This is a genomic window from Nonomuraea sp. NPDC059023, assembly GCF_042740095.1.
Lineage (GTDB): Bacteria > Actinomycetota > Actinomycetes > Streptosporangiales > Streptosporangiaceae > Nonomuraea.
The window spans coordinates 123,737-148,889 of the sequence record NZ_JBHYIO010000027.1 but is presented as its reverse complement, the minus strand read 5'-3'; the positions used below and the strand labels follow the sequence as shown (position 1 = coordinate 148,889).

The following is a 25,153-nucleotide window of genomic DNA, read 5'->3' as shown; positions in this document are numbered from 1 at the left end:
TAAAGTAAATAGGGAATACATGAATCTTCCAAGTGAAGGTGAAGCCCCATGTGCAGCCTGGGACCGGGCCCTACTGTCATGTCCATGTCGATCGATATCCAGGAAATGCTTCCCGACCCCGGCCGATCGGTGGTGGCGATCGGCCCCCCGGTGTCCGGCGAGGGGTACTGGGCGGGCGCGCCGAGCGCGGTGGCCGTTGATGGGCTGGTCTACCTCGCCTACCGGCTGCGCCGTCCCGTGGGGGAGGGGAGGGGCTACGCGATCGTGGTCGCCCGCTCCGCCGACGGCGAGCGCTTCGAGCCGCTGGTGACGATCACGCGCGAGCGGATGGCCGCCGAGTCGCTGGAACGGCCCGCCCTGGTCCGCACCCCCGAGGGACGCTGGCGGCTCTACCTGAGCTGCGCGACCCCCGGCACCAAGCACTGGCGGGTGGAGGTGCTCGAAGCCGCAGACCCGTCCGGGTTCGACCCGGCCGGGCGGCGTACCGTCCTGCCGGGCGACCCGAAGACGGGCGTGAAGGACCCGGTCATCGTACGGCGGCGCGGCCGATGGCACCTGTGGGCCTCCTGCCATCCGCTGACCGACCCCGACGAGGCCGACCAGATGGTCACCGACTACGCCACCAGCGCCGACGGCCTCGACTGGACCTGGCACGGAACGGCGCTGAGCGGCCGCCCCGGCCTCTGGGACGCCCGCGGGGTGCGCGTCAGCGCCGTCCGCTTCGACGGCGATCGGGTCGTGGCCTTCTACGACGGCCGGGCCAGCGCGGCGGAGAACTACGAGGAGCGGACCGGGGTCGCGCGGGGCGAGGAGCCCGCCTCGATGACGCCGGTCGGCACGGAGCCCGCGGCCGCCTCGCCGTACCAGGGGGGCGGCCTGCGCTACCTGGACATCCTCGACCTGCCCGGGGGCGGCACCCGGCTGTACTACGAATACACGAGGCCGGACGGCGCCCACGAACTCCGCACGGAACTCCGCTGATCCGAGCCCTGCCTGACCGGCCGCCCTGCCTGACCGGCCCCCGCTTGACCGGCCCCCGCCTGACCGGCCGCCGCCTGATCGGCCAGGCCGGGGCGATCAGGCGGGGCGGCCGTTCCTGGCCTGGCGCGGGCCCGGCGGGCGGGGGCCGACCAGGCCGCCCGAGCGTTCCTTGGGGCCGAGCCAGTCGCTGAAGTCCTCGCCGGTGACCCGCTGCAGGAGCAGGATGTCGGCGGCGAAGTAGGTGATCAGCTCCCGCCGCTGCTCCCACGTCAGCGGCCGCCGGGCCAGTCCGTCGCGCTGTAGCCGGGTCTCGACGCGGTCGGCCAGCCCGCCGCGCAGCCGCCGCCGGAACGCCGACAGCAACGAGGGACGCTGGTCGGGATGGGCGGTGACGTTCTCCCTGGGCACCTCGGTGAGCAGGCCCCGGGCGACGCCGAGGAAGGCGCAGATCCGGTCGAGGGTTTCGGCCGGGCGGTCGAGCAGGTCACGGTAGCGGAAGGTCAGCACCTGTTCGCGCGGGAACAGGGTGAACAGGTGGGCGAGCTGCTCGCCGTACCTGCCGAGACCGGTGTAGTGCCAGAAGTGCGCCCAGCCCGCCGCGATCCGCCGCGGCTCGTCGGCGCACGCGCGTACGACGTCGTCGAGCGGTTCCAGCCCGGCCGACCACAGGTGGACCCAGTTGGAATGGGCCCGCTCGACCGGATCGCGCAGGATCGCGATGAGCCGGGCGTGCGGGACGGCCGCGTGGATGCGCCGCTGCGCGGCCAGGTCATAGAGATAGAACGGCGTCGCCTCCCCGCGCAGCGCGCCCGGCGGCGCCCCGGAGAACAACGCCTCGTAGTCCTGGCGCCGCCACACGTGCTCGCGGTAGGTCGCGGCGTCGCCGGGACCGCCCTGCGCGGGCGGCGGACCGCCGGTGAGGAAGTGTTTGGGCTCCTTGACCCCGGACAGGAAGAGGTCCGGGTGGCGCTGGAGGGCGGCGTGCAGGGCGGTCGTCCCGGTCTTGGGGGCGCCGATGACGAGGAAGTCCGGCAGGGGCATGGTCGCTCCTTAGGCTGTACCCCCTTTTTCCTACCAAATGTGTGGGATATTGCAAGCCTTCCGTGGAAGGCCGCGCGGGATCGCCGATCAGGCGAAGGCGTCGACGCCGGTGAGTCCGGCCGACAGCGCCCAGAGGCGGGCCGCCTGGTCCGGGTCGCACGCGTGCTCGCGCACGCCCTCGGTCAGCAGGCCGTCGGCCGGGGCGGGCGGGGCGACGTCGCAGTCCTCGCAGTACAGGCCGCCCATCCCGGCCAGAGCGGGGGAGGTGGCCGCCCACACCTGGGTCGCCGCGCCCTGCTCAAGCGTCTTGAACGCGGAGGGGTCGATGGCGCCCTCCTCGTCCATCCAGCCGTTGGCGATCATCTCCTCCCTGGGGATGTGGCGGGCCAGCGAGGTGGCGACGACGCCGGGGTGCACCGAGAAGGCGCGCACGCCCGCGTCCCCGCCGAGCGCGTCCAGGTGCACGGCGAACAGCGCGTTGGCGGTCTTGGCCTGGCCGTAGGCCTGCCACTTGTCGTAGCCGCCGGTGAAGTGCACGTCGGGCCAGCGGATGCCGGAGAGCTGGTGGCCGTTGGAGGACAGGGACACCACCCGGGCCGCGCCGTCCGCGATCGCCGGCCAGAGCAGGTTGACCAGCGCGTAGTGGCCGAGGTGGTTGGTGGCGAACTGGGCCTCCCACCCGGGACCGACGCGCGTCAGCGGGCAGGCCATCACCCCGGCGTTGTTGACCATCAGGTTGACGGCGCGGCCCGAGGCCAGGAACCGCTCGGCGAAGCCGCGCACGCTGTCCAGGTCGGCGAGGTCCAGCTCCCCGACCTCCACGCCGTCGATGCCCTTGAGCGCCTCCTCGGCCGCCTCGGGCCGGCGCGCGAGGGCGACGACGTGCGCCCCCGCCTCCGCGAGGGCCCGGGTCGTCTCCAGGCCGAGGCCGGAGGCGCCACCGGTGACGATCGCGAGCCGCCCGCGGAGGTCGATGCCGCGCAGGACATCGCCGGTGGTGCTCGTGGCGCCGAAACCTGAGCCGATCTTGCGTTGCCGTGTCGTCATGCTCCGACGCTAGGACCTGGAGCTCACTCCAGGTCAAACGTCAGTGCCAGGATCTGGAGTGAGCTCCCGGTCAAACGTCAGTTCAGCCGCTGCGCCTTGCTGAGCAGCCGCTGCGCGACCACGACCAGCGCCAGGAACGCCCCGCTGACCACCTGCTGGAAGGAGGAGGTGAGGTTGCCGACCTGGTTGATCAGGCTCTGGATCACACCGAGCAGCAGCACCCCGGCCACCGTCCCGGTGACGCCCCCGGCCCCGCCGGTCAGCAGAGTCCCGCCGATGACCACCGCGGCGATGGCGTCGAGTTCCATGCCGATGCCGAGGATGGTCACGCCGGACGACAGCCGCGCGGCGTTGAGCGCCCCGGCCAGGCCCGCCAGCAGCCCCGACATCAGATACACCAGGACCTTCGTCCGGGCGACCGGCACCCCCATGAGCGCCGCCGCCTGCTCGTTGCCGCCGATGGCGTAGACGTTCTGCCCGAACCCGGTGCGCTGCAGCAGCACCATCGCCGCCAGCACGAGCACGATCGTGACGTAGACCGGATACGTGAGCCCGAGCAGCTCACCCCGGCCGAGCGCGGCGAACGCCGGATCGGAGACCAGGTAGGTGGTGGCGCCCTCGTCGGAGATGGCCAGCATGAGCCCGCGTACGCCGAGGAGGCCGGCCAGCGTGACGATGAAGGGCGCGAGGCCGGTTCTGGCGATGATCAGGCCCTGGACCAGGCCGACCAGGCCGCAGACGGCCAGTGGCAGGAGCAGCGCGGCGGCGAAGCCGTACCGTGATCCGGCGGCGGCGAGCACCCCGCCGAGCACGAACAGCGAGCCGACGGACAGGTCGATGCCGCCGCCGATGATCACGAAGGTCATGCCGATCGCGACGACGGCCAGGAACGAGGAGGAGACCACGACGCTGGCGGCGTTGCCCACGGTGGCGAAGGAGTCGAAGGCCAGCGTGCCGACGACGATCAGCACCCCGAGCACCATCAGCGCGCCGTGCTGCTGGAGCACCCGGCCTATCTCTTCCCTGCGGGTGACGGTCGTCATCGCTTGGCACGCTCCCTCGTCACATACACGGCGGCGAGGATGATGACCGCCTGGACCATCTGCGTCCACGACTGGGGCAGGTTGTGCTTGATGAGCGTGGCCGACAGCAACTGCATGAGCAGGGCGCCCATCACGGTGCTGGCGACCCTGATCCGCCCGCCCGACAGCGGTGTGCCGCCCACGACGACCGCGGTGATCGCCGACAGTTCGATGAACATCCCGAGCGAGGTGGGGTCGCTGGCCTGCAGCCGGGCGGTCGCCAGCACCCCGGCCAGCGCCGCGAGCAGCCCGGAGATCACGTAGACGAGCACGAGGACGCGTTTCACCGGCAGCCCGGACAGCTCCGACGCGGCCCGGTTGCCGCCGATCGCGACCACCTGCCGGCCGAACGTGGTCCTGCGCACCAGGAAGGCGACCACGAGCGTCAGCACGCCGGCGATGATCACGATGAGCGGGACGCCGAACAGCGAACTGCTGCCGAGGGCGATGAGGTCGGGGTTGCGGAACTCGACCAGCTGCGGCACGAGCACGTTGGCCAGCCCCCGGACGCCGACGAGCAGGGCCAGCGTCGCCACGATCGGCTGGATGCCCACGTAGGCGACGAGCGTGCCACCCGCCGCGCCCGCGACGGCGCCGCCGATCAGCGCGACCACGAGGGCGACGGCCGCGCCGTACCCCAGATAGAGGGCGGTCAGCGCGGCGGCCATCGCCATCACCGAACCCACGGACAGGTCGATGCCCTTCGTGCCGATCACCAGCGCCATGCCCAGCGAGATGATCACGATGGGGGAGACCTGGACGAGCTGGGTGCGGAAGTTGGCCGCGTCGAGGAAGTACGGCGTGAACAGCACGTTGAACACCAGCAGCGCGAGCACCGCGGCGTAGACGCCGTAGTCGCGGATCCACCTAGTCATCGGCGCGCTCCGCGATGGCCGCCATGATCTTCGCCTCGGTCACGTTCTCGCCGGACAGCTCGCCGACCACCGCGCCGTCGCGCAGGACGAGGATCCGGTCGGCGCCCTCGACCAGTTCCTCCAGGTCCGAGGAGATGAGCAGCACGCCCAGGCCTTCCCGGGCGAGCTCGTCGATGAGGGCCTGCACCTCCGCCTTGGCGCCGACGTCGATGCCGCGGGTGGGCTCGTCGAGGAGCAGGACCTTCGGCCGCACCGCCAGCCACCGGGCCAGCAGCACCTTCTGCTGGTTGCCGCCCGACAGCTCCGACACGACCTGGTGTGGTGAGGACGCCTTGATCCGCAGCCGCCGCATGAAGATCTCCACCACCCGGTCGATCCGGGAGTCGGACACGACCCCCGCGCGGGCCAGCGAGGGCAGGGCGGCCAGCGCGATGTTGTCGCGTACCGACAGGCCGGGGATGATGCCCTCGGCCTTGCGGTCCTCGGGCAACATGCTCACGCCGGCGCTGATCGCCGCCTTGGTCCCGCCGCGGGGCAGCGGCGCCCCCGCCACGAGCACCTGCCCGCCGTCCAGGGGCAGCGCGCCGACGATGGCCTTCGCGGTTTCCGTACGGCCCGCGCCCAGCAGCCCGCCCAGCCCGACCACCTCGCCGGGCCGGACGGAAACGGTGACGCCGGACAGCACGTGCCGCCGGGTCAGCCCGCGGGCCTCGACGACGGGCGTGCCGTTCACGGCGCCCTGGTCACGGTTGAAACGGGTGAGCCCGTCGCTCCTCACCTCGGCCAGGTCGCGGCCGAGCATGAGGGAGATGAGCTTGAGCCGGTCCAGGTCCGCCAGCGGCCCGGTGTGCGCCACGCGGCCGTCGCGCAGCACGGTCACGTTGTCGCAGACCCGGTAGAGCTCGTCGAGGCGGTGGCTGACGTAGATGACCGCGATGCCGGACTCGCGCAGCCGGCCGATGACGCCGAACAGCGTCTCGACCTCGCGCGGCTCCAGCGACGAGGTGGGCTCGTCCATGATGACCACCTTGGCGTCCACGGAGACCGCCCTGGCCAGGGCGACCATCTGCTGGGCGCCGACGCCGAGGCTGCGCAGCGGGCGCCTGACGTCGGTGTCGAGGCCGAAGCCGCGTAGCACGGCGCGGGCGTGGCCGTACAGCCTGGCGGTGTCGATCACCCCCAGCCGGCCGCGGGGCTCGCGGCCGAGCAGGAGGTTGCGCGCGACGCTCATCATCGGGACGAGGTTGACCTCCTGGTAGATGGTGGAGATCCCGGCCCGCTGCGCCTCCAGGGGGGTGGCGAAGCCGGCCGGTGCTCCGTTGTAGCGCAGTTCGCCGCCGTCGGGCCGGTAGACGCCGGTGAACACCTTGATGAGGGTGGACTTGCCGGCGCCGTTCTCGCCCACGAGGGCGTGCACCTCGCCGGCCCCGAGGGCGAGATGCACGTCGTCGAGCGCCACCACGCCGGGAAAGCGTTTGGTGATCCCCCGAGCTTCCAACATGGGTTCAGTACGCTTCACCGAGCGAGTCCTTGGCGTTGGCCTGGTCGTATTCGCGGTCGGAGATGATCACTTTCTCGGCGATGCCCTCGCCGCCGAGGAACTTCGCGGCGGTTTCGAAGGCGAGCGGGCCGAAGCGGGGGTTCGACTCGATCACCGAGTGCAGCCAGCCGTCGACGATGGCCTGGACCGCGCTCCTGGTCCCGTCGATGGAGACGATCTTGATGTCGCCCGGCTGCTTGCCCGCGCCCTTCAGCGCGGTCACGGCGCCGAGCGCCATCTCGTCGTTCTCCGCGTAGATGCCGTTGATGTCGGGGTTGGACTGGATGAGCTGCTCGGTGACCTGCTGGCCCTTCTCCCGCGCGAACTCGCCGGTCTGCTCGAAGCTGATCGTGATGCCGGGGGCCTTCTCCTTGACCCGGTCCTTGAAGCCGTTGGTGCGTTCGGTGGTGACGTTGTTGCCGGGCGCGCCGAGCAGGATCGCCACCTTGCCCTTGCCGCCGACCGCCTCGATCATCTTGTCGGCGGCCCGCTTGCCCTGCTCGTAGAAGTCCGAGCCGATGAAGGTCAGGTAGTCGGTGCAGGCCTTGGCGTTGATCTTCCGGTCGACCGTGATGATCGGGACCTTCTTGGCCGCCGCCTGCTGCAGCACCGGCTCCCAGCCGTCGGAGTTCAGGGGCGCGATCACCAGGAGCTTGGCGCCCTGCGCGATGAGCTGCTCCACGTCGGTGATCTGCTTGGAGAACTGCGACTGGGCGTTGGTCACCTTCAGGTTGGTGATGCCGACCTTGGCCGCCTCGTCCTTGATCGACTTGGTCTCGGCGATGCGGAACGGGTTGGCCTCCTTCTCCGACTGGGAGAAGCCGACCGTGGCGCTCTTCAGGTCGAAGGCGGTGCCGCCGAAGCGCTCCAGCGTGCAGGCCGGTCCTTCGGCGGTGCCGGTGGGCGTCTTGACGACCTGCTGACCGGCCGTGGAGGACGGCGCGGCCGCCGTCTGCGGCGCCTCGCCCTTGGCGCAGCCGGCCACGGTCACGAGGACGGCCATCGCCAGGATCGCGGTGCGGGACATGGTGGTTCCTTTCCTAGCAGGCGGGCGAGATCTCGTCGACGAGCGCCCGGTTGGCGGCCCGGACCCTGGCGAGGTCGGGCTTGATGACCGCCCGGTCGTAGGTCATGAGGCCGTTGAGCTCCACCTCCACGTCCGTGGTCTGGGTGTAGATCGCGGCGCTGAGGCCCTCGCAGGCGTGCAGCCGCCGCAGCGTCTGGTCCATCTCGACGTAGCGGGTGGTGAGGGTCTCGGCGTCGGGTTCGACGCGGTAGCCCCAGCCGCCGCCGGACCAGGTGTGGCCGATGACGAGCAGGCCGAGCCCGCCGTACTCGCCGAGGACCGAGGCCCTGGTCGCGCTCGGCGGCGAGACCGGCGCGGGGCCCGGGTACATGTGCCAGTCGATGACGTCGCCGTTGCCGCCGTCCTGGGCGCCGCAGCAGTTGACGCCGCTCTGGTTGTCGACCAGGCGCGAGGGGTCCCAGCTCTTGACCAGGTCGGCGACCCTGGCCACCTCGTACTGGCCCCAGCTCTCGTTGAACGGCACCCACATGACGATCGAGGGGCTGGAGCGGTGCTGGTCGACGATGCGCCGGAACTCGGTCTCGAACTGGGCCTGGTTGGTGTTTCCCGAGGTCGAGGGCATGTCCTGCCAGACCAGCAGGCCGAGCTTGTCGGCGTGGTGGTACCAGCGATCGGACTCGACCTTGACGTGCTTGCGCACCGCGTTGAACCCGGCCTGCTTGGTGACCTCCAGGTCGTAGCGCAGGGCCGCGTCGGTGGGGGCGGTGTAGAGGCCGTCGGGCCAGAAGCCCTGGTCGAGCGGGCCGAGCTGGAAGACGGGCTTGCCGTTCAGGAGCATCCGGGTCTTGCCGGCGACCTGGCCGATCGAGATCTCCCGCATGCCGAAGTAGGACCGCACGCTGTCGTCGCCGGTCGTGACGGTCAGGTCGTACAGGAAGGGGGTGTCAGGGGTCCACGCCTTGGGCTTGGGGACCGGCAGGCTCAGCTCGGTGCCCGAGCGCCCGCTCACGCGGCCGACGACCTTCGAGCCGTCCCGCGCCACCAGGCCGACCCGCGTGCCGGTGAGGCCGGCGTTGACGGTCACCTTCAGCCTCTGGCCCTTGAGGTCGGGCACGGAGTCGACCGACAGGATCCGGTTGCGCGGCGCGGGCTCCATCCAGACGGTCTGCCAGATGCCCGAGCTGGGCGTGTACCAGATGCTGCCGGGGGTGAGGCGTTGCTTGCCGGTGGGGTGGTTGCCCTTGTCGGTGGGGTCGTAGACGCCGACGATCAGTTCCTGGGGGCCCCGGCGCTTGAGCGCGTCGGTCACGTCGACGGTGAAGCGGTCGTAGCCGCCGCGGTGGGTGGCCAGGCGGGTGCCGTTGACGTAGACGGTGGACTCCCAGTCCACGGCGTCGAGGTGGAGGATGACCCGCTCGCCGCGCCAGCCGTTCGGGACCTCGAAGGTCCTGCGGTACCACATGCGGTCCTCGGACCTGCCGATGCCGGACAGCGCCGACTCGACGGGGAAGGGCACGGTGATCCGCTCGGCCAGGTTCTTGCCGACCGGCGGCTGCTCGCCCGCTTGCGCGGCGGCGAACTGCCACGGGCCGTTGAGGTTGCGCCAGCGCTCGCGGACGAGCTGCGGCCGCGGGTACTCCGGCAGCGGGCCGGCCGGGTTCATGTCCTTGGCGAACTTGCTGGCCAGCTGGTACTCGGAGCGGTTGGCCAGCGCGGCGCGGGGGAAGGCGGGCAGCGCGGTGCCGTCGGCGAACTCGACGCCGCCGGTGCCGTTGTAGGCGGCCCGCACGCCGTTGCCGGCCTTGAGCGGGATCTTGGCGCCCAGCTTGAACGTCAGCGTGGCGCCGGAGGAGGAGACGGAGGTGATCGGCCAGGCGGACCCGCCTGTGGTGATCTTGAATCCGGTGGCGGCCGTGGTGGGCTTGAGCGCCTTGGCGAAGGTCAGGGTGGCGGTGTCGCCCGCCGTGCCGACCTCGGCCTGGACGGGCCCCGGCGGGTCGAAGCCCTCGGGCAGGAAGAGCGCCTGCTCGGGTACGACGGTCTTGGCCAGGTCCGGGCTCTGCCAGCGCAGCCGCAGGTTGGCGCCGCCGAAGTGCTCGAAGTACTCGATCTTGATGTCGTACGTGCGCCCGGCCTCCAGGGCGATCGGGGTGCCGACCTGCTCGACGTCCCAGATGTCGCGCCAGTTGTCGATGATCAGCTTGTTGTCGACCCAGAGGCGGAAGCCGTTGTCGCCGATCATGGAGAAGGTGTAGGTGTTCGCCGCGGGCGCCGCTATGCGCCCGGTCCACCGTACGGTGACGTTCTCGTCGCGGCCGGTCAGTTCGGCGAGGGCGGGGTTGAGGTCGGAGAAGTCGATGTTCGGATCCACGACGGCGGCCTTGAGCTCGCCGAAGTCGAACGTGCCCGGCCCGGTGCTCAGGTGGTAGTCGCCCTTGAGGCCATGCCGCTCCGCCTGCGTCGCCGCCGCGGGGGAGAGCGGCCACATCACGCTGAGCAGGACGGCCAGTGCTAAGGAGAGGCGTGTGATCACGGAGCTGCCTTCCGATCGAAAACGAGCGCCATCTCGACCAAAGAAAGCACCATTCCGACACCGGGGTCAAGCAAACTCGATCAGATTCGTTCTGAAATGGTCAGAGATGGGCAGTCCATCTCTGGTCGACTATGCTCGGGCCACGTGAGCGACACGCAGAGGGAGAGCGGCAGGCCCGTGTTCGCAGCCGAGCGCCGCCAGAGGATCCTGGAGCTGGTCCGGGCCAACGGCGCGGTCTCCCTTCGCGAGCTCGCCCAGGCGGTGCGTTCCTCGGAGGTGACCGTCCGCCGCGACCTGCGCGCGCTCGAGTCCGAGGGCCTGCTCAACCGCCACCACGGCGGTGCCACCCTGCCCGGCGACTTCACCCGCGAGCCCAGCCACACGCAGAAGAGCGCAGTGTCGGCCGCCCAGAAGACGGTCATCGCCGACCTCGCCGTCTCACTCGTGGAGGACGGCGACGCCATCGTCATCGGCCCCGGCACCACCACCCAGGAGTTCGCCCGCCGGCTGGCCAGGCACAGCGACCTCACGGTGGTCACCAACTCCCTGCTCGTCGCCCAGGCGCTGGCCGGCTGCCCGCGTATCGAGGTGGTGGTCACCGGCGGCTCGCTGCGCGGCCCGATCCTCGCCCTGGTCGGCACCGCCGCCGAGGGCTCGCTGGCGGGCCTGCGGGTGCGCCGCGCGTTCGTCTCCGGCAACGGGCTGACCGCCGAGCGCGGCCTGTCCACGCCCAGCCTCCAGGTCGCCGCGGTCGATCGCGCGCTGGCCGCGGCGGCCGAGGAGGTCGTGGTCCTGGCCGACCACACCAAGATCGGCCACGACACGATGGTCCAGACGATCCCGGCCGAGCGCATCGCCCATCTGGTCACCGACGACGACGCCCCCCGCGACGTGCTCGACGAACTGGCCGCGAAGGGAGTGCGGCTGCACGTTGCCCAGCTCTGACCGAATGTGACATCTTCGTTGCGAGATTGTTTCTTGTTGTGGCCACCATCGGGGTGGAGGCAACCGTGCTTCAGCTTGCAGGCGTACTCAAGACCTTCGACGGCGTCCCGGCGCTCGACCACGTCACGCTGGCCGTGCGGCCCGGATCCGTCCATGCGGTCATCGGCGGCAACGGGGCGGGCAAGTCCACCCTGGTCAAGGTGATCTCCGGCGTGTACCAGCCCGACGCGGGCCAGGTCCTTCTCAACGGCGTGCCGGTCAGGTTCGCCGGCCCCGCGCAGGCCAGGCAGGCCGGCATCGCCACGGTCCACCAGGAGAGCGGCCTCGTGCCGACGATGAGCATCGCCCGCAACCTCTTCCTGGGCGCCGAGCCGCGCGGCCGGCTGGGGCTGATCGACTTCGCGGCCATGCACGCCCGCGCGGAAGAGCTCCTGTCCCAGTACGGCCTGCGCGCCGGCACCCGCCGCCCCCTCGACTCCCTCACCCCCGGCGCCCAGCAGCTCGTCGCCCTGGCCAGGGCAGCCTGCTCGGACGCCAAGCTGGTCATCATGGACGAGCCCGCGACCGTCCTGGAGCACGCCGAGCTCAGGACCCTGCTGGCCGCCGTGACCCGGCTGCGCGAGGAGGGCCGGGCGGTGATCTACGTGACCCACCGCCTGGAGGAGCTCTACGAGATCTGCGACCGCGTCACGGTCCTGCGCGAGGGCCGCGTCGTCCACACCGGGCCGCTGGCCGGCCTCGGCCGGGTCCGCCTCGTCTCGCTCATGATGGGCCGCCCCTTCCACCCGCGCGACGCCTCCCCCTTGGACAGCTGGCCCGTGGACGAGGTCGCCGACCGGCCCGTGCTGGAGGCCAAGGGGCTGACCCGGGCGAACATGCTGGCCGGAGTGTCGCTGGCCGTACGTCCCGGGGAGGTCGTCGGACTCGGCGGGCTGCTCGGCGCCGGGCGCAGCGAGACCGCCAGGGCGATCGCCGGGGCCCTGCCCGTCGAGTCCGGCCAGGTCACCGTGTCGGGGACGGCCAGCAGGAGGTGGTCGGTCCGCAGCGCCGTCAGGGCCGGGGTCGGCCTGGTGCCGGAGAACCGCACCACCGAGGGCATCGTGCCCAACCTGTCCGTACGCGACAACATCGCCCTGGCCGCGCTGCCGCGCCTGTCCCACGCCGGCATTGTGGCCGACACCCGGATCGACAGGATCGTCACCACGTTCATGAAGCGGCTGGACATCAAGGCCGCCTCGCCCCGCCAGCTCGCCGGCGAGCTGTCCGGCGGCAACCAGCAGAAGGTGCTGCTGGCCCGGTGGCTGGCCATGCAGCCCAAGGTCCTGCTGCTGGACGAGCCCAGCAGGGGAGTGGACCAGGCCAGCAAGCGGCAGATCCAGACCCTTCTGGACGAGCTCGCCGTCGACGGCCTGGCCATCCTGCTGATCTCCTCGGACGTGGGCGAGCTCGTGGACAACTGCGACTCGGTGGTGGTGCTGCGCGACGGCGCCATCACCCACCAGCTCAGCGGACCGGAGGTGACCGAGGACCGGCTGCTCGCCGCCCTCGCCGACGGCTAGAACCCGGACGATCTCTTGAACGGCTCTTGTGCACGATGATCAACGTGTCCGGGCATCGCTCTGATCATGTCGATCTCCGTCATCCTCGCCCATGTCCTCGCGGCCGCCCTGAGCGGACCGTCCCCGGTGGCCGCCCACGACGACCCCGTCCCCATGATCGTGACCCAGTGCAGCGACGCCCTTCCCTGGCCAGGCGACACCCGCGGCTCGGTGGTACGCCGCGTCGCCTTCAACGGCCGCTCGGTCGAACTGCACGCCAAGCGCTTCAACGGCAAGCAGTACGGCTGGGCCCGCCTGACCGGCTCCACCCGCGCCGGCGACGAGGTGTACATGATGGTGCACAAGGGCGACCAGAGCTGCTACACCCGCCTGCAGCGCATCGGCATCGACGGCTACGACGCCTGGTCGCAGATGTGGCCGGCCAGCAGCCAGGGATCGCAGCGGTTCCAGGCGTGCGGCTGGTTCCCGCACGACGGGCCGGAGGGCACCAGCCGATGCACCGGCCACTGGTGAGATATGGTGTGAAACGCAGCTGATCTGAAGCTAGGAGACCAGACGTGGCAGGTGACGACGACATCTCCGGGTGATACCGGAGATCGACGGCCCCGGCAGGCGCGTATGACCGCCGCCGATGCGGCCCTGTCGTCGTTTCCCGAATCCCTGTCCCTTCGCCGGGCGGCTTCGGCACGCCCGGATCGTCTCCGTACGAGGTCTGCACATGTCCGACGCGTTCATCGTCTGTTCCAACCTGTCCTTCTCCTGGCCCGACGACACGCCCGTCTTCGGTGACCTGTCCTTCAGCGTGGGCGGCGGCCGTACCGGGCTCGTCGCCCCGAACGGCGCGGGCAAGAGCACGCTGCTCAAGCTGATCGCCGGCGAGTACACGCCCGGCGGCGGCAGCGTGTCGGTCAAGGGCGTCCTCGGCTACCTCCCGCAGAGCCTGCCGCTGGCCGGCGACCTGACCGTGGCCGAGGTCCTGGGCGTCGCGCCGGTGATCGCCGCGCTGGACGCCATCGAGTCAGGGGACGCGAGCGAGGAGCACTTCACCACGATCGGCAACGACTGGGACATCGAGGAGCGCACCCGCGCCCAGCTCGACCGGCTCGGGCTCGGTGAGCTCGCGTTCGGGCGGACGCTGGCCACGCTGAGCGGCGGCCAGATCGTCTCGCTCGGCCTGGCCGCGCAGCTCCTGCGGCGGCCCGACGTCCTGCTGCTCGACGAGCCGACGAACAACCTCGACCGCGGCGCCCGCGACCGGCTCCACGACGTGCTCGGCGACTGGAAGGGCTGCCTGCTCGTCGTCAGCCACGACCGCGCCCTGCTCGACCGCATGGACCGCATCGCCGAGCTGGACCGCGGCGAGGTCCGCTTCTACGGCGGCGGCTTCACGGCCTACGAGGAGGCGGTGCGCACCGGGCAGGAGGCGGCCGAGCGGGCCGTGCGCGGCGCCGAGCAGGAGCTCAAGCGGGAGAAGCGGGAGATGCAGCAGGCTCGCGAGCGGGCCGAGCGCAGGGCGGGCAACGCCGCCCGCAACCTCAAGAGCGCCGGCCTGCCGCGCATCTTCGCCGGGAACATGAAGCGCGGCGCGCAGGAGTCGGCCGGACGCGCCGGCCAGATGCACGCCTCCCGGGTCGGCGACGCCCAGGCCCGGCTCGACGAGGCGGGACGCGCCCTGCGCGACGACCAGAAGATCGTGCTGCACCTGCCGGGGACGAGCGTGCCCGCCGGCCGTACCGTCTTCCTGGGCGAACGGCTGCGCGCCCGCGAGCTGTTCGCCGAGCCCGGCGTGGACCTGACGGTCCGCGGGCCCGAGCGGATCGCGCTGACCGGCCCGAACGGCGCAGGCAAGTCGACGCTGCTGCGCATGATCAGCGGCGACCTGGAGCCGGGCGGCGGCCTCGCCAGGCGCGCCGAGGGCCGGGTGGCCTACCTGTCGCAGCGCCTGGACCTGCTCGACGTGGAGCGCACGGTCGCGGAGAACCTGGCCGCCTTCGCCCCGGCCATGCCGGCGGCCGAGCGCATGAACCTGCTGGCCCGCTTCCTGTTCCGCGGCTCGCGGGCCCATCTGCCCGTCGGCGTGCTCTCGGGCGGCGAACGGCTGCGCGCCACGCTGGCCTGCGTGCTGTGCGCGGAACCGGCGCCCCAGCTGCTCCTGCTGGACGAGCCGACCAACAACCTCGACCTGGTCAGCGTGGGGCAGCTGGAGAGCGCGCTGGCGGCGTACGAGGGGGCGTTCGTGGTGGTCAGCCACGACGAACGGTTCCTCGCGGAGATCAAGGTGGAACGGCGGCTGGAGCTGTCGGGCGGGCGGCTGCTCGAAACCGGCTGATCTACATTGTAAAGGGCGCGTGCTGGATACCATGACATATGGCCACAGAAACCCCAGCCGCGACGCGGCAGCGCCGCGAGCAGCTCCGCGCCTTCCTGCGCTCGCGCCGGGCGCGGCTCACGCCCGGCGACGTCGGCATGGCGGGCGAGGGCGCCGGCCGGCGGCGCACTCCGGGGCTGCGCCGCGAGGAGGTCGCCGTGCTGGCCGGGGTCGGTGTGTCCTGGTACACCTGGCTTGAGCAGGGGCGCGACATCAACGTCTCGGGCGAGGTGCTCGACGCGATCGGCAGGGCGCTGCGCCTGAGCGAGCCGGAACGCGCGCACCTCTACCTGCTGGCCGGGCTCAACCCGCCGCGGGCCGGCGCGACCCGCGACACCGCGGTCACGCCGGAACTGCGGCACCTGCTCGACGCGTGGATGCCGCGCCCGGCCATGCTGCGCGACCGATACTGGAACCTGCTGCTCGTCAACGACGCGGCGCGGGAGCTGTTCGGGTACGCCGACGCCGACCGCAACTGCCTGGTGACGTTCTTCACCAGCCCCCGCTACCGCGCGATGCAGGTCGAGTGGGAGTCGGCGGCCCCGTCCGTGGTGGCCGCCTACCGGGCCTGCGTCGCCCACGATCCCGGCGACCCGGGGTTCGCCCGCGTGGTGGACGAGCTGAGCGTCGTGAGCGAGGAGTTCGCCGAGCTGTGGGCCCGCCACGACGTCAGCGACCAGGTCCAGACGGTCAAGGCGGTGCGCCATCCCGAGGCCGGCGAGCTGTTCTTCGACACGACGCCCCTGGCCGTCGTCGACCATCCCGACTGGTACCTGGAGCTGTTCAACCCCCGCCCCGGCACCGGCACGGCCGAGCGCCTGGCCCGGCTCCCGCTGCTCAGGCTGGCCGCCCCGGCGTGAGGGTGGTGGTGACGGACCCCGGATAGCGGGACACTGTTCACCTCGCGCGCCGGTCGGCACGCTGAGTGCCATGACGCACACCATTTCCCGTTTTCAGGACAAGATCGCACTCATCACCGGCGGCACGAGCGGCATGGGACTGGCCGCCGCGCGGAGGTTGCTCGCCGAGGGCGCGCGGGTGGTCATCACCGGCCGCGACAAGGTACGGCTGGACGCCGCCGTGGAGGAACTGGGTGGCGGGGACCACGTGCTCGCGGTACGCGGCGACGCGGCGAGCCTGGCCGACCTGGACGCGCTGATGGATCGGATCCGGGACCGGTTCGGCAGGCTGGACGTGGTCTTCGCCAACGCGGGCGTGGCCTCGTTCGATCCGGCCGCCGAGGTCACCGAGGCCGAGTTCGACCGGGTCGTGGACATCAACTACAAGGGCGTGTTCTTCACCCTGCAGAAGGCGCTGCCGTTGCTGGCCGACCACGGGGCGATCGTGATCAACGCGTCGTGGACGCTGCACCGCGGCCTGCCCGGCGGTTCCCTGTACTCCTCGACGAAGGCGGCGGTGCACAACCTGGCGCACACGCTGGCGGCCGAGCTCGGGCCCAGGCGGATCCGGGTCAACTCCGTGAGCCCCGGCTACATCGAGACGCCGATGTTCCACGACAACGTCTCGGCCGAGGCCCAGGGCACGGTGGTGGCCGAGGTGGTGGCGGGCCGGTTCGGCACCGCCGACGACGTGGCGGGCGCGGTGGCGTTCCTGGCCTCCGGCGAGGCGTCCTACGTCAACGGCCAGGATCTGATCATCGACGGCGGGCTGGTCGCGGCCATCCCGGGGGAGATGCTGTAGCCGATCAGACCAGGGGGCTAGGAGCAGGCTCCCAGGTCGCGGGCCGCGTAACCCTGCCCAGGCAGGACGAGAATCGCGGCCCGCGCCGGGATCCTTGAATCGTGATCGACATACTCCGGTCCGAATGGACCAAGATTCGTTCGGTGCGTTCGACGATGTGGACGCTGGGCGTCACGGGCGCGCTGATGCTGGGTTTCTCCGCACTCATCAACCTCACGGCCGAGAACATGGCGAAGGGGCGGCCGGTCCCGGGGGAGCAGGTGCTCTCGGCGAGCCTGACCGGCGTGATGTTCGCCTCGCTGGCCATGGCCACGCTGGGTGTCCTGGTGATCTCCGGCGAGTACCGCACCGGGAGCATCCGCACCTCCCTCATGGCGGTGCCCCAGCGGCTCATGCTGCTGACCGGCAAGCTCGTGGCGTTCTCGGCGGTCGCGCTGGTCGTCTGCACGGTGGCGGCGGCCGGGGCGATCGCCGTCGGCGTGGTGATCGCTCAGCCGCCGGGACTGTCGGCGGGTGAGATCGTGCGGGCGGCGCTCGGGGCCGGTCTCTACCTGACCGCCTGCGGGCTGTTCGGGCTGGGTCTCGGCTCGCTGATCCGGCACACGCCCGGCGCGATCGTGTCGGCGATCGCGCTGATCATGGTGCTGCCCACGCTGACGGTCCAGTTGCCGGGGGAGTGGGGCAGGACCGTGTCCGAGTACTTCACCACGAACGCCGGTCTGCTGGTCGTCAGCGGCCAGAGCAACGGGTCGCTGGGGCCGTGGAGCGGGTTCGCGGTCTACCTCGTCTGGGTGGCGGTCGCGGTGGTCGCGGGCGCCGTCCTGATGAAGCGCCGTGACGCCTGACGAAGTGCCGCGACGCCTGACGACGCGGGCGCCGCGTGCGCGCCCGCGTCTTCGCGTGCGAGCGGCGCGAGGACCCTGCCAGCGCCGAACCCGCGCGGGCGAGCTGTGCGAGGACTCGGCCCGCGCCGAACCTCCGCGCGGGTCGGGGGCCCCGCGCGGGGTCAGGGGACGCAGACGGTGATGCCGCCGGGCAGGATGTCCGCCTTGAGCTTGGTCGCGCGGTCGCGGGCGCCGCCGTCCAGCTCATAGGTCCGCGGTACGGCCAGCCGTATCGTGACCTTCCTGGCCCGGGTGATGCGGACGAACGGCGACTCGTCGGAGCGCCCGGTGGCCATCTGCCCGAGCAGCCGTCCCCACTCCAGCCTGCTCTTGGCCGTGGCGACGCCCACCTCCAGCCAGCCGTCGTCGGGCCGGGCGTCGTCGAAGGCCTCGATGCCGCCGGTGATCGTGCCCACGTTGCCCAGGAGCACGCATCCGGCCTCGCCGGAGAACCACTTGACGCCGTCGATCGTGACGCGGGTGGGGGTGGTGGTGTCGCCGGCGTGCCGCAGGCCGGTCCAGACGTAGGCGAGGCGGCCCAGCCGTCGTTTCAGCCCGCCGTCGACGTCGGCGGCCATGTCGGCGTCGAAGCCGACGCCGGCCATGATGGCGAAGTGCTCGCCGTTGATCCGTCCCAGGTCGAGGGGTTTGCGGCGGCCTTCGAAGCCGATCCGGACGGCTTCTTCGAGGTCTTCGGGGATGTCGAGGTTGCGGGCGAGGAGGTTGGCGGTGCCGGCGGGCACGACGGCCAGGACGGCGCCGGTTCCGGCGAGGGCGTCGACGCAGCGTTGCACGGTGCCGTCGCCGCCCCAGACGAAGATCAGCTCGGCTCCCGCTTTCAGGGCTTTGCGCGCCTGTTTGGGCGCCTTCTTGCTTTTGGGCACCTCGTACCAGAGCAGTCCGCCGATGTCCCGGTCGGTGATCCGGCGGCGGAGCTCGTCCAGGCCTCCGCCGAGGGTCTTCTTGCGGTGGGCGATGACCGCGACCTTTCGCATGATGGTCGGCTGCCCGGTGGCGGGCCGGTGAATCCTCGCGTCGCGAGGCGGATGGTCCTTGACACCTGTCGTAGGACAAATGCAAGAAACAGCAGATAACAATTTCCGGAGCCGGGCTTCTATCGTTTCCCGCAAGTAAGTCCGCAGCTCGTGGGGCTCCTGGCCCGTTATGAGGGACGAATGCGGCGAACAATCTTCCAGGGTTGATCAACCTCCGGACTTCGGTTTGAGTAAAGGAAAGCCGATCCGGGGGGAGGCGCGGTGCCGCGGCCTGAGCGTCCGTTGGAGGGAGACGATCCGGAGGTCCTGCGCTTCGCCGCGGACCTGCGGCTGTTGCGCGCCAAGGCGGGCGACCTGACCTACCGGCAGATGGCCCGCCGCGCGCACTACGCCGCGGCCACGCTGTCGGAGGCAGCGTCGGGCCGGCGGCTGCCGACGCTCGCGGTCACGCTGGCCTACGTGCGCGCGTGCGGTGGCGAGCCGCAGGAGTGGGAGCGCCGCTGGCGGGAGTTGCGCGGCCGGGAGAACGACGAGCCGGAGCCGGTCATCGACGAGGCGGCGCCGTACCTGGGACTGGCGCCCTTCAGGGCCGCGGACGCGCAGCGTTTCTACGGCCGTGAGGCGCTCGTGGAGGAGCTGCTGGAGCGGATCGGCGAGCAGCGGTTCGTGGCGCTGCTGGGCGCGTCGGGGTCGGGCAAGTCGTCGGTGCTGCGTGCCGGGCTGCAGGCGCGCGTGCAGGCCGGGGCGCGGCCGTGGCCGGTGGTCGTCCTGACGCCGGGCGCGCACCCGGCGCGCGACTGGGCGCCGCCGGGCGACGGCGAGACGCTGATCATCGTGGACCAGTTCGAGGAGGTCTTCACGCTCTGCCGCGATCCCGGCGAGCGGGCGCGCTTCATCGACCTGCTGGTCGGCGCCGCCGACGGGCATCGGGTGGTGATCGGCGTGCGCGCCGACTTCTACGGTCACTGCCTGGCCGAGCCCCGGCTGCTGGAGGTGCTGCGCCGCGCGCACGTCCCGATCGGGCCGATGCTCGTGGAAGAACTGCGCCAGGCCGTCGTACGGCCGGCCGCCGACGCCGGCTGCCTGGTCGAGGGGGCGCTGGCCGCCCGGATCGTCGCCGACGCCGCCGGCCAGAACGGCGTGCTGCCCCTCGTCTCCCACGTGCTGCTGGAGACCTGGCGCCGGCGCAGAGGGCTCACGCTCACCCTGGCCGCCTACGAGGCCGCCGGTGGCATCGACGGCGCGATCGCCCAGAGCGCCGAGCGTGTCTACACCCAGCTTCCGCCCGACCGGCGCCGGCTGGCCCGCCGGCTGTTCCTGCGCCTGACGGTGCTCGGCGAGGGCGCCCAGGACACCAAACGCCGGGTGCGGCGGCGGCGCCTCGGCGAGGACGCGGCCACGGCCGAGGTGCTGGAGCAGCTGGTCGCCGCCCGCCTGCTGGTGCTCGACCACGACAGCGTCGAGATCGGGCACGAGGCGCTGCTGCGCTCCTGGCCGCGCCTGCGCGACTGGCTGGCCGCCGACCGCGAGGGCCTGCGCACCCACCAGCGGCTGAGCGAGGCGGCCGAGACCTGGCAGTCGCTGGGCCGCGACCCCGGCGCGCTCTACCGGGGCGTCCGGCTGGACGTGGCGCGCGAGTGGGCCGAGCGCCAGGCGCCCGCGCTGAGCCCGCCGGAGGAGGAGTTCCTGGCGGCCAGCCTGGCCGCGCGTGAGCGCGAGGAGCGCCAGGCCCGCCGCCGCGTGCTCGCCGCCCGCTCGCTCATCGCCGTTTTAACCGCCATGGTGGTGATCGCCGGGGCCGCCACCGGGTACGCGCGCAGCCAGCAGGAGGCCGCCACCGGCCAGCGCAACACGGCCCTGTCCCAGCGTGTGGCCGAGCGCGCCATCCAGTTGCGTACGGCCAACGCGCCGCTGGCCGCCCAGCTCAGCCTCGCCGCCTTCCGGCTCACCCCGACGCTGGAGGCGCGCGGCAGCCTGCTGAGCGCGTTCACCACTCCGCTCGGCGATCGCCTTCCGCACGAGATGAACACGCTGGCCTTCAGCCCGGACGGCAGGGTCCTGGCGGGCGGCGGCGACGACCGTACGATCCGGCTCTGGCGCGTCCACGACGACGGCCCGCCGGACAAGCTCGCCGAGCTGACGGGGGTGAGCGACGACATCGAGTCGCTGCGCTTCACGCCCGACGGCCGCCTGCTGGTGGCGAGCCTGTACGACGGCACCGTCCAGGTGTGGTGGGCCGCGGCGGCGGGGCCGTCCAAGCCGCTGTCCGCCTTCACCGCCCACACCGGGCCCGTGTACGCCGTCGCGGTGGGCGGCGGCGGCACGATCTTGGCCACGGCGGGCGGCGACGGCCGGTTGCGGCTCTGGGACATCGCGAACGCGAGCGACCCCCGCCTGCTGTCCACCCGCGCCGCGCACCGCTCCACGATGACCGCCCTCGCCTTCCACCCCACGACCGCCACGCTCGTCACCGCCGGGGACGACGGCAACGCCGCCCTCTGGGACGTCGCCGACCCGCGCCGCCCGCGCCTGCTGCGCCGCCTGAGCGGCTACGGGGAGAAGGTCACCGCCGTCGCGTTCAGCCCGGACGGGCGCCTGCTGGCGACGGCGGGCTGGGACCACCGGGTCCGCCTGTGGGAGGTGGCCGAGCCGAGCCGGCCCGTCGTGCTGAGCGGGCACAGCGGGCCGTTGCAGGCGCTCGCGTTCAGCCCGGACGGGCGTCAGCTCGCCAGCGGCGGCTGGGACCACACGATCCGCCTGTGGAACGTCGCCGAGCCGCGCGCCCCCGCCACGGTGCTGACCGCGCACACCGACGTCGTCTGGGCGCTGGCCTACCGGCCCGGCGGCGGCATGCTCGCCTCGGCCGCCTTCGACGGCACCACGCTGCTGACCCGCCTGCCCGGCCCCGTCCTGGGCGGCAACCCGGCGGCGCTGTCGGCGGTGGCCTTCAGTCCCGACGGCCGCACCCTGCTGAGCGGCAGCGAGGACTTCACCGCGGGGTTGTGGGACGTCGCCGACCCCTACCGGCCCGCCCCGCTGCCGCGGCTGCGCGGCCACACCGGCCAGGTCGAGTCGGTCACCTTCCACCCGTCCGGCGCGCTGGCCGCGACCGGCGGTGTCGACGGGGCCGTGCGGCTGTGGCGGGTCACCGATCGGGGCCGGCCGTCGCCGTCGGCGGTGATCGGCGCCGCCCACGATGGGGGTGTGCGCGTGGTGGCCTTCGCCCCCCGCGGCGACCTGCTGGCCAGCGCGGGTGCGGGCGACCCCGTCGTACGGCTGTGGGATCTGACCGAGCCGGCGCGCCCGCGCGCGGCGGGCTCGGTGCGCGAGGGCGGCAACGGCGGGACGGGTCTGGCCTTCAGCCCCGACGGCCATCTGCTGGCGACGCTGAACGGCGTCGTGATCGTCCTGTGGGACGTGAGCGACCCCCAGCGGCCGGTACGGCTGGCCACCAGCCCCCAGCAGCCGGAGACCATGCAGGCGATCGCCTTCTCGCCCGACGGCCGGATGCTGGCCACCGCCTCCCTGGATCGCACCGCCCGCCTGTGGGACGTGGCCGATCGCGCGGGGATTCGCCCGTTGTCGCAGCTCGTCGGTCATACCGACGCCCTGCAGGGCATCGCCTTCTCGCCCGACGGCCGCACGCTCGCCACCGCCTCGCTCGATCGCACCGTCGGCCTGTGGGACGTGCGCGACCCCCGGCGCCCGCGCCCCGCGGGCACGCTCACCGGGCACACCGACCGTGTCTACGCGGTGGCCTTCAGCCCCGACGGCCAGTACGTGGCCAGCGCGAGCGAGGACCACACCGTGCGGCTGTGGCCGGTCGACCCCGCGACGGCGGCGGCCCGCGTCTGCGCGCGGGCCAGGCCCGCGCTCAACCCGGCCGACTGGAGCCAGGCGTTTCCCGGCCTGCCTTTCCGCCGGACCTGCCCATGATCGCCGCCAGTTTTCCCAAGATTGCGGACACGCGCCGGCCGCGCCCGGCCCCGGGAGGTCAGGATGGGGGCATGGCAACCGAGAAGACCATCGCGTTCGTGCTCTACCCCGGATGTACCATCCTGGACCTGGTCGGCCCGCTGCAGGTGCTGTCCACTCTCGCGGCGATGCGCCCGGAGTTCCGGGTCGTCGTGGCCGGGGAACGGCTGGAGACCTGGGAGACCGACACGCCCTTGCTGGTGCGCGCGGGCCACACCTTCGAGGAGGTGCCCGGCCCCGACGTGATCGTGGTCCCCGGCGGCGGCGCGCCGACCCTGCGCGCGATGGCCGACGAGACCCTGCTCGCCTACGTGCGCGGCGCCACCGGGCTGACGACCTCGGTGTGCACCGGCTCGCTGATCCTGGGCGCGGCGGGGCTGCTCGACGGCCGCCGCGCCACCTCGCACTGGTCGATGCTCGACGTCCTGCCCGAGTTCGGGGCGATCCCGGTCCGTGAGCGCTGGGTGGCCGACGGCCCGGTGCTGACCGCCGCGGGCGTCTCGGCCGGGATCGACATGGCCCTGCACCTGACCGCCGAACTGGCCGGCCTCGACGTCGCGCGGGCCGTGCAGTACGCGCTGGAGTACGATCCGCGTCCGCCGCACGGCAGGCCGGACTGGGAGCGGGCGCCGAAGGAGCTGTACACCGCCGTCACCGAGCAGTGGGTGCGGGAGGGCCTCGGCGACCACCCCCTCGCCGGCCGTCTCAGCGCCCGGCTGAAGACCGTCAGCTGAACGGCTTCGCGGCCCAGACCACCTTTCCGCCCACCATGGTCAGCAGGACGTCGGTCCGGGAGATGTCGTCCGGCGCGACCTTGGTGATGTTCTGGTTCAGGACGATGAGGTCGGCGAGCTTGCCGGTCTCCAGCGAGCCGGTGACCTCGTCCTGGTGCATCTGGTAGGCGCCGTTGATCGTGACGGCCCTGATCGCCTCGCGTCTGGACAGTCCCGGCAGGGCGTTGACCTTCCCGGCGTACTGCGGGAAGTCCTTGCCCCAGTCGGCCTCACGCAGGATCGAGGCCTCCAGCCCGAACCACTGGTCGAACGGGTCCAGGCAGCAGTCGCTGCCCAGCGAGACCTTGCCGCCCGCGCGGGTGATCGGTTTGGTGGGCTCGTACAGGTCGAACCGCGCGCCCAGGTACGGCTTGACCGCGTCGGTCGAGTCGGGCGCCGGTTTGGCCCACTGCAGTCCCATCGACGCGGTCACGTCGAGGGTGCCGAAGCGCCGGTAGTCGGCGGGGTCGACCACCTCGGCGTGCGCGATGGTCTGGTGGGCCCTGATGCGGGGGTTGGCCTTGCGCGCCGCCTCGAAGGCGTCGAGGGCGGTCCTGACCGCGCGGTCGCCGATGGCGTGGATGTGGGACTGGTAGCCGAGCCGCTCCAGTTCGGCGACGACGGGGTTGAGGAGCTTGGCGCCGATGTAGAGCTCGCCGCGGGCCGACTTGTCCTTGCGCGGCTTGCCCTTGGCGTCCAGGTACGGCTTGAGCAGGGCCGCGGTCTGGCCCGGGTACTGCACGATGCCGTCGAGGAGGATCTTGACGCCGTCGACGGAGACGGCGGGCTCGGCCACCAGGCGCGGGCCCTCCTGCTTGCCAGGACGCCAGGCGCGGACCGGCAGGGGGATCTGGCCGGGGCGTTCCAGCTCCTTGCGGATCTTGGCGAGGGCGGCGTACAGCTTCTTGGGTTCACGCAGGTCGCCGATGCGGGTGGAGATGGCGAAGTGGGCGCGGGCGGTCAGGCCGCCGGCCGTACGCAGGTTCTGGAAGGTCGTGACCGTGGCGGCGTCGCTGCCGGGCACGAAGAAGCTGGTGATGCCCTCCTGGCTGAAGTCGCGCATCCGCAGGCCGGCCAGTTCGGCGGCGCGCTCGGGGGACAGGGGAGGCGGGGGCGGGATGAGCTTGGTGACCAGGCGGGCGGCGGCGTCTTCGAGCAGGCCGTTCGGCTCGCCGTTCTTGTCGTGGTTGATCCGGCCGGCGTCGGGGTCGGGGGTGTTCTTCGTGATTCCGGCCAGGTCGAGGGCCTTCTGGTTGACCAGTGTGGTGTGGCCGGTGACCGCGGCGGAGACGATGATCGGGCGGGTGGTGCCGAGCCCGTCGAGCATCCGCTTGTGCGGGGTGGTCCCGGCGGGGCGCAGGAACTGCATGTAGAGGTTCGTCACGTTCAGGAAGTCGTCCGGCTCCGCGCCCAGTTCCGGATCGGCCAGGCAGGCCTTGACCCGGCCGCGGAACTGCGCGACCGTGAGCGGCTCCGCCTTGAGGTCGCAGGTCTTGCGGTCCTCGCGGGTGATGTCGTGGATGTGTCCCTCGTGCAGGCCGGGCATCACCATGCGGCCCTTGAGGTCGATGACCTTGGTCTTGGTGCCGATGTGACGTCGCGCGCCCGCGTCGCCGCCGACATAGATGATCTTCCCGTTGTCGATCGCCACCGCCTGGGCCACGCTGTCGCGAGCGTCGACCGTGTAGACGAACCCGTGCCTCAGCACCGTGTCCGCGCCCGCCTGCGCGGGAACCACCGCGCCGGCGGCCAGCGGAAGCAGCGCTGCCAGTAACCGCCTCATGGACTCCTCCGATCCTAAACTTGAATCAAATTTAAGTTGGTACG

Annotated in this window: 19 protein-coding genes; 10 read left to right on the top strand and 9 right to left on the bottom strand. The window is 72.0% G+C overall.

Annotated elements, in window-relative coordinates; translation table 11 throughout:
* The first annotated feature begins 84 nt into the window (after positions 1-84).
* A complete protein-coding gene (locus tag ACFWYW_RS37820; RefSeq protein ID WP_379641190.1) occupies positions 85-981 on the top strand; it encodes a hypothetical protein in 897 nt (298 codons plus the stop codon).
* Between the two features lie 96 nt (positions 982-1,077).
* Here ACFWYW_RS37820 and ACFWYW_RS37815 read toward each other — a convergent pair whose 3' ends face one another.
* The 7 genes from ACFWYW_RS37815 to ACFWYW_RS37785 form a co-directional block, all read right to left on the bottom strand.
* Positions 1,078-2,022 (bottom strand): sulfotransferase family protein, encoded by a 945-nt coding sequence (locus ACFWYW_RS37815; protein ID WP_379641189.1) that lies wholly within the window; start codon positions 2,020-2,022, stop codon positions 1,078-1,080.
* 87 nt (positions 2,023-2,109) lie between these two features.
* Positions 2,110-3,069 (bottom strand): SDR family NAD(P)-dependent oxidoreductase, encoded by a 960-nt coding sequence (locus ACFWYW_RS37810; protein WP_379624814.1) that lies wholly within the window; start codon positions 3,067-3,069, stop codon positions 2,110-2,112.
* Between the two features lie 77 nt (positions 3,070-3,146).
* Complete coding sequence (locus ACFWYW_RS37805) at positions 3,147-4,112, bottom strand: ABC transporter permease (protein ID WP_379624816.1); 966 nt, start codon at positions 4,110-4,112, stop codon at positions 3,147-3,149.
* Complete coding sequence (locus ACFWYW_RS37800) at positions 4,109-5,026, bottom strand: ABC transporter permease (RefSeq protein WP_379624818.1); 918 nt, start codon at positions 5,024-5,026, stop codon at positions 4,109-4,111. Before ACFWYW_RS37800 ends, ACFWYW_RS37805 begins: the two co-directional genes overlap by 4 nt.
* The gene (locus ACFWYW_RS37795; protein WP_379624820.1) at positions 5,019-6,527 is read right to left on the bottom strand and encodes a sugar ABC transporter ATP-binding protein; all 1,509 of its coding nucleotides are present in this window, start codon (positions 6,525-6,527) and stop codon (positions 5,019-5,021) included. The genes ACFWYW_RS37800 and ACFWYW_RS37795 overlap by 8 nt, the downstream gene beginning before the upstream one ends.
* 4 nt (positions 6,528-6,531) lie before the next feature.
* Positions 6,532-7,593 carry an ABC transporter substrate-binding protein gene (locus ACFWYW_RS37790; protein ID WP_379624822.1) on the bottom strand — a complete coding sequence of 354 codons (1,062 nt, stop codon included), beginning with the start codon at positions 7,591-7,593 and terminating at the stop codon, positions 6,532-6,534.
* Between the two features lie 13 nt (positions 7,594-7,606).
* Positions 7,607-10,126: a PA14 domain-containing protein gene (locus tag ACFWYW_RS37785; protein ID WP_379624824.1), complete on the bottom strand. Its 2,520-nt coding sequence runs from the start codon at positions 10,124-10,126 to the stop codon at positions 7,607-7,609.
* A 144-nt stretch (positions 10,127-10,270) separates the two neighbouring features.
* On the opposite strand from ACFWYW_RS37785, the gene ACFWYW_RS37780 reads away from it, so the two are divergent.
* The 7 genes from ACFWYW_RS37780 (at position 10,271) to ACFWYW_RS37750 (ending at position 17,544) form a co-directional block, all read left to right on the top strand.
* Positions 10,271-11,071 carry a DeoR/GlpR family DNA-binding transcription regulator gene (locus ACFWYW_RS37780; protein ID WP_379624826.1) on the top strand — a complete coding sequence of 267 codons (801 nt, stop codon included), beginning with the start codon at positions 10,271-10,273 and terminating at the stop codon, positions 11,069-11,071.
* 65 nt (positions 11,072-11,136) lie between these two features.
* Complete coding sequence (locus ACFWYW_RS37775; protein WP_379624828.1) at positions 11,137-12,630, top strand: sugar ABC transporter ATP-binding protein; 1,494 nt, start codon at positions 11,137-11,139, stop codon at positions 12,628-12,630.
* Between the two features lie 66 nt (positions 12,631-12,696).
* On the top strand, positions 12,697-13,143 hold the full coding sequence (locus tag ACFWYW_RS37770) for a hypothetical protein (protein WP_379624830.1): 447 nt from the start codon (positions 12,697-12,699) through the stop codon (positions 13,141-13,143).
* A gap of 205 nt (positions 13,144-13,348) precedes the next feature.
* Positions 13,349-14,959, top strand: coding sequence for an ABC-F family ATP-binding cassette domain-containing protein (locus ACFWYW_RS37765; RefSeq protein WP_379624832.1), 1,611 nt, complete (start codon positions 13,349-13,351; stop codon positions 14,957-14,959).
* A 38-nt stretch (positions 14,960-14,997) separates the two neighbouring features.
* On the top strand, positions 14,998-15,858 hold the full coding sequence (locus ACFWYW_RS37760; protein WP_379624834.1) for a helix-turn-helix transcriptional regulator: 861 nt from the start codon (positions 14,998-15,000) through the stop codon (positions 15,856-15,858).
* A gap of 70 nt (positions 15,859-15,928) precedes the next feature.
* Complete coding sequence (locus tag ACFWYW_RS37755) at positions 15,929-16,699, top strand: glucose 1-dehydrogenase (RefSeq protein WP_379624836.1); 771 nt, start codon at positions 15,929-15,931, stop codon at positions 16,697-16,699.
* Between the two features lie 101 nt (positions 16,700-16,800).
* Complete coding sequence (locus ACFWYW_RS37750) at positions 16,801-17,544, top strand: ABC transporter permease subunit (protein ID WP_379623749.1); 744 nt, start codon at positions 16,801-16,803, stop codon at positions 17,542-17,544.
* Between the two features lie 161 nt (positions 17,545-17,705).
* Here the strand turns inward: ACFWYW_RS37750 and ACFWYW_RS37745 are convergent, their stop codons facing one another.
* Entirely contained in the window at positions 17,706-18,578 is an 873-nt protein-coding gene (locus ACFWYW_RS37745) for a diacylglycerol/lipid kinase family protein (RefSeq protein WP_379623751.1), read from the bottom strand.
* Between the two features lie 261 nt (positions 18,579-18,839).
* Here ACFWYW_RS37745 and ACFWYW_RS37740 point away from each other — a divergent pair, with 261 nt between their 5' ends.
* Positions 18,840-22,514 carry a hypothetical protein gene (locus tag ACFWYW_RS37740; protein WP_379623753.1) on the top strand — a complete coding sequence of 1,225 codons (3,675 nt, stop codon included), beginning with the start codon at positions 18,840-18,842 and terminating at the stop codon, positions 22,512-22,514.
* A 71-nt stretch (positions 22,515-22,585) separates the two neighbouring features.
* Entirely contained in the window at positions 22,586-23,287 is a 702-nt protein-coding gene (locus ACFWYW_RS37735) for a DJ-1/PfpI family protein (RefSeq protein ID WP_379623755.1), read from the top strand.
* On the opposite strand, the gene ACFWYW_RS37730 is transcribed toward ACFWYW_RS37735, so the two are convergent.
* Positions 23,280-25,109 carry an amidohydrolase gene (locus tag ACFWYW_RS37730; protein WP_379623757.1) on the bottom strand — a complete coding sequence of 610 codons (1,830 nt, stop codon included), beginning with the start codon at positions 25,107-25,109 and terminating at the stop codon, positions 23,280-23,282. The two genes, ACFWYW_RS37735 and ACFWYW_RS37730, sit on opposite strands and share 8 nt — an antisense overlap.
* Positions 25,110-25,153 lie beyond the last annotated feature (44 nt).

Excerpts from the sequence above, each read along its gene's own strand:
- ACFWYW_RS37820 (WP_379641190.1), top strand. The coding sequence starts at position 85 with ATGTCGATCGATATCCAGGAAATGCTTCCCGACCCCGGCCGATCGGTG.
- ACFWYW_RS37815 (WP_379641189.1), bottom strand. The coding sequence starts at position 2,022 with ATGCCCCTGCCGGACTTCCTCGTCATCGGCGCCCCCAAGACCGGGACG.
- ACFWYW_RS37810 (WP_379624814.1), bottom strand. The coding sequence starts at position 3,069 with ATGACGACACGGCAACGCAAGATCGGCTCAGGTTTCGGCGCCACGAGC.
- ACFWYW_RS37805 (WP_379624816.1), bottom strand. The coding sequence starts at position 4,112 with ATGACGACCGTCACCCGCAGGGAAGAGATAGGCCGGGTGCTCCAGCAG.
- ACFWYW_RS37800 (WP_379624818.1), bottom strand. The coding sequence starts at position 5,026 with ATGACTAGGTGGATCCGCGACTACGGCGTCTACGCCGCGGTGCTCGCG.
- ACFWYW_RS37795 (WP_379624820.1), bottom strand. The coding sequence starts at position 6,527 with ATGTTGGAAGCTCGGGGGATCACCAAACGCTTTCCCGGCGTGGTGGCG.
- ACFWYW_RS37790 (WP_379624822.1), bottom strand. The coding sequence starts at position 7,593 with ATGTCCCGCACCGCGATCCTGGCGATGGCCGTCCTCGTGACCGTGGCC.
- ACFWYW_RS37770 (WP_379624830.1), top strand. The coding sequence starts at position 12,697 with ATGTCGATCTCCGTCATCCTCGCCCATGTCCTCGCGGCCGCCCTGAGC.
- ACFWYW_RS37765 (WP_379624832.1), top strand. The coding sequence starts at position 13,349 with ATGTCCGACGCGTTCATCGTCTGTTCCAACCTGTCCTTCTCCTGGCCC.
- ACFWYW_RS37760 (WP_379624834.1), top strand. The coding sequence starts at position 14,998 with ATGGCCACAGAAACCCCAGCCGCGACGCGGCAGCGCCGCGAGCAGCTC.
- ACFWYW_RS37755 (WP_379624836.1), top strand. The coding sequence starts at position 15,929 with ATGACGCACACCATTTCCCGTTTTCAGGACAAGATCGCACTCATCACC.
- ACFWYW_RS37745 (WP_379623751.1), bottom strand. The coding sequence starts at position 18,578 with ATGCGAAAGGTCGCGGTCATCGCCCACCGCAAGAAGACCCTCGGCGGA.
- ACFWYW_RS37735 (WP_379623755.1), top strand. The coding sequence starts at position 22,586 with ATGGCAACCGAGAAGACCATCGCGTTCGTGCTCTACCCCGGATGTACC.
- ACFWYW_RS37730 (WP_379623757.1), bottom strand. The coding sequence starts at position 25,109 with ATGAGGCGGTTACTGGCAGCGCTGCTTCCGCTGGCCGCCGGCGCGGTG.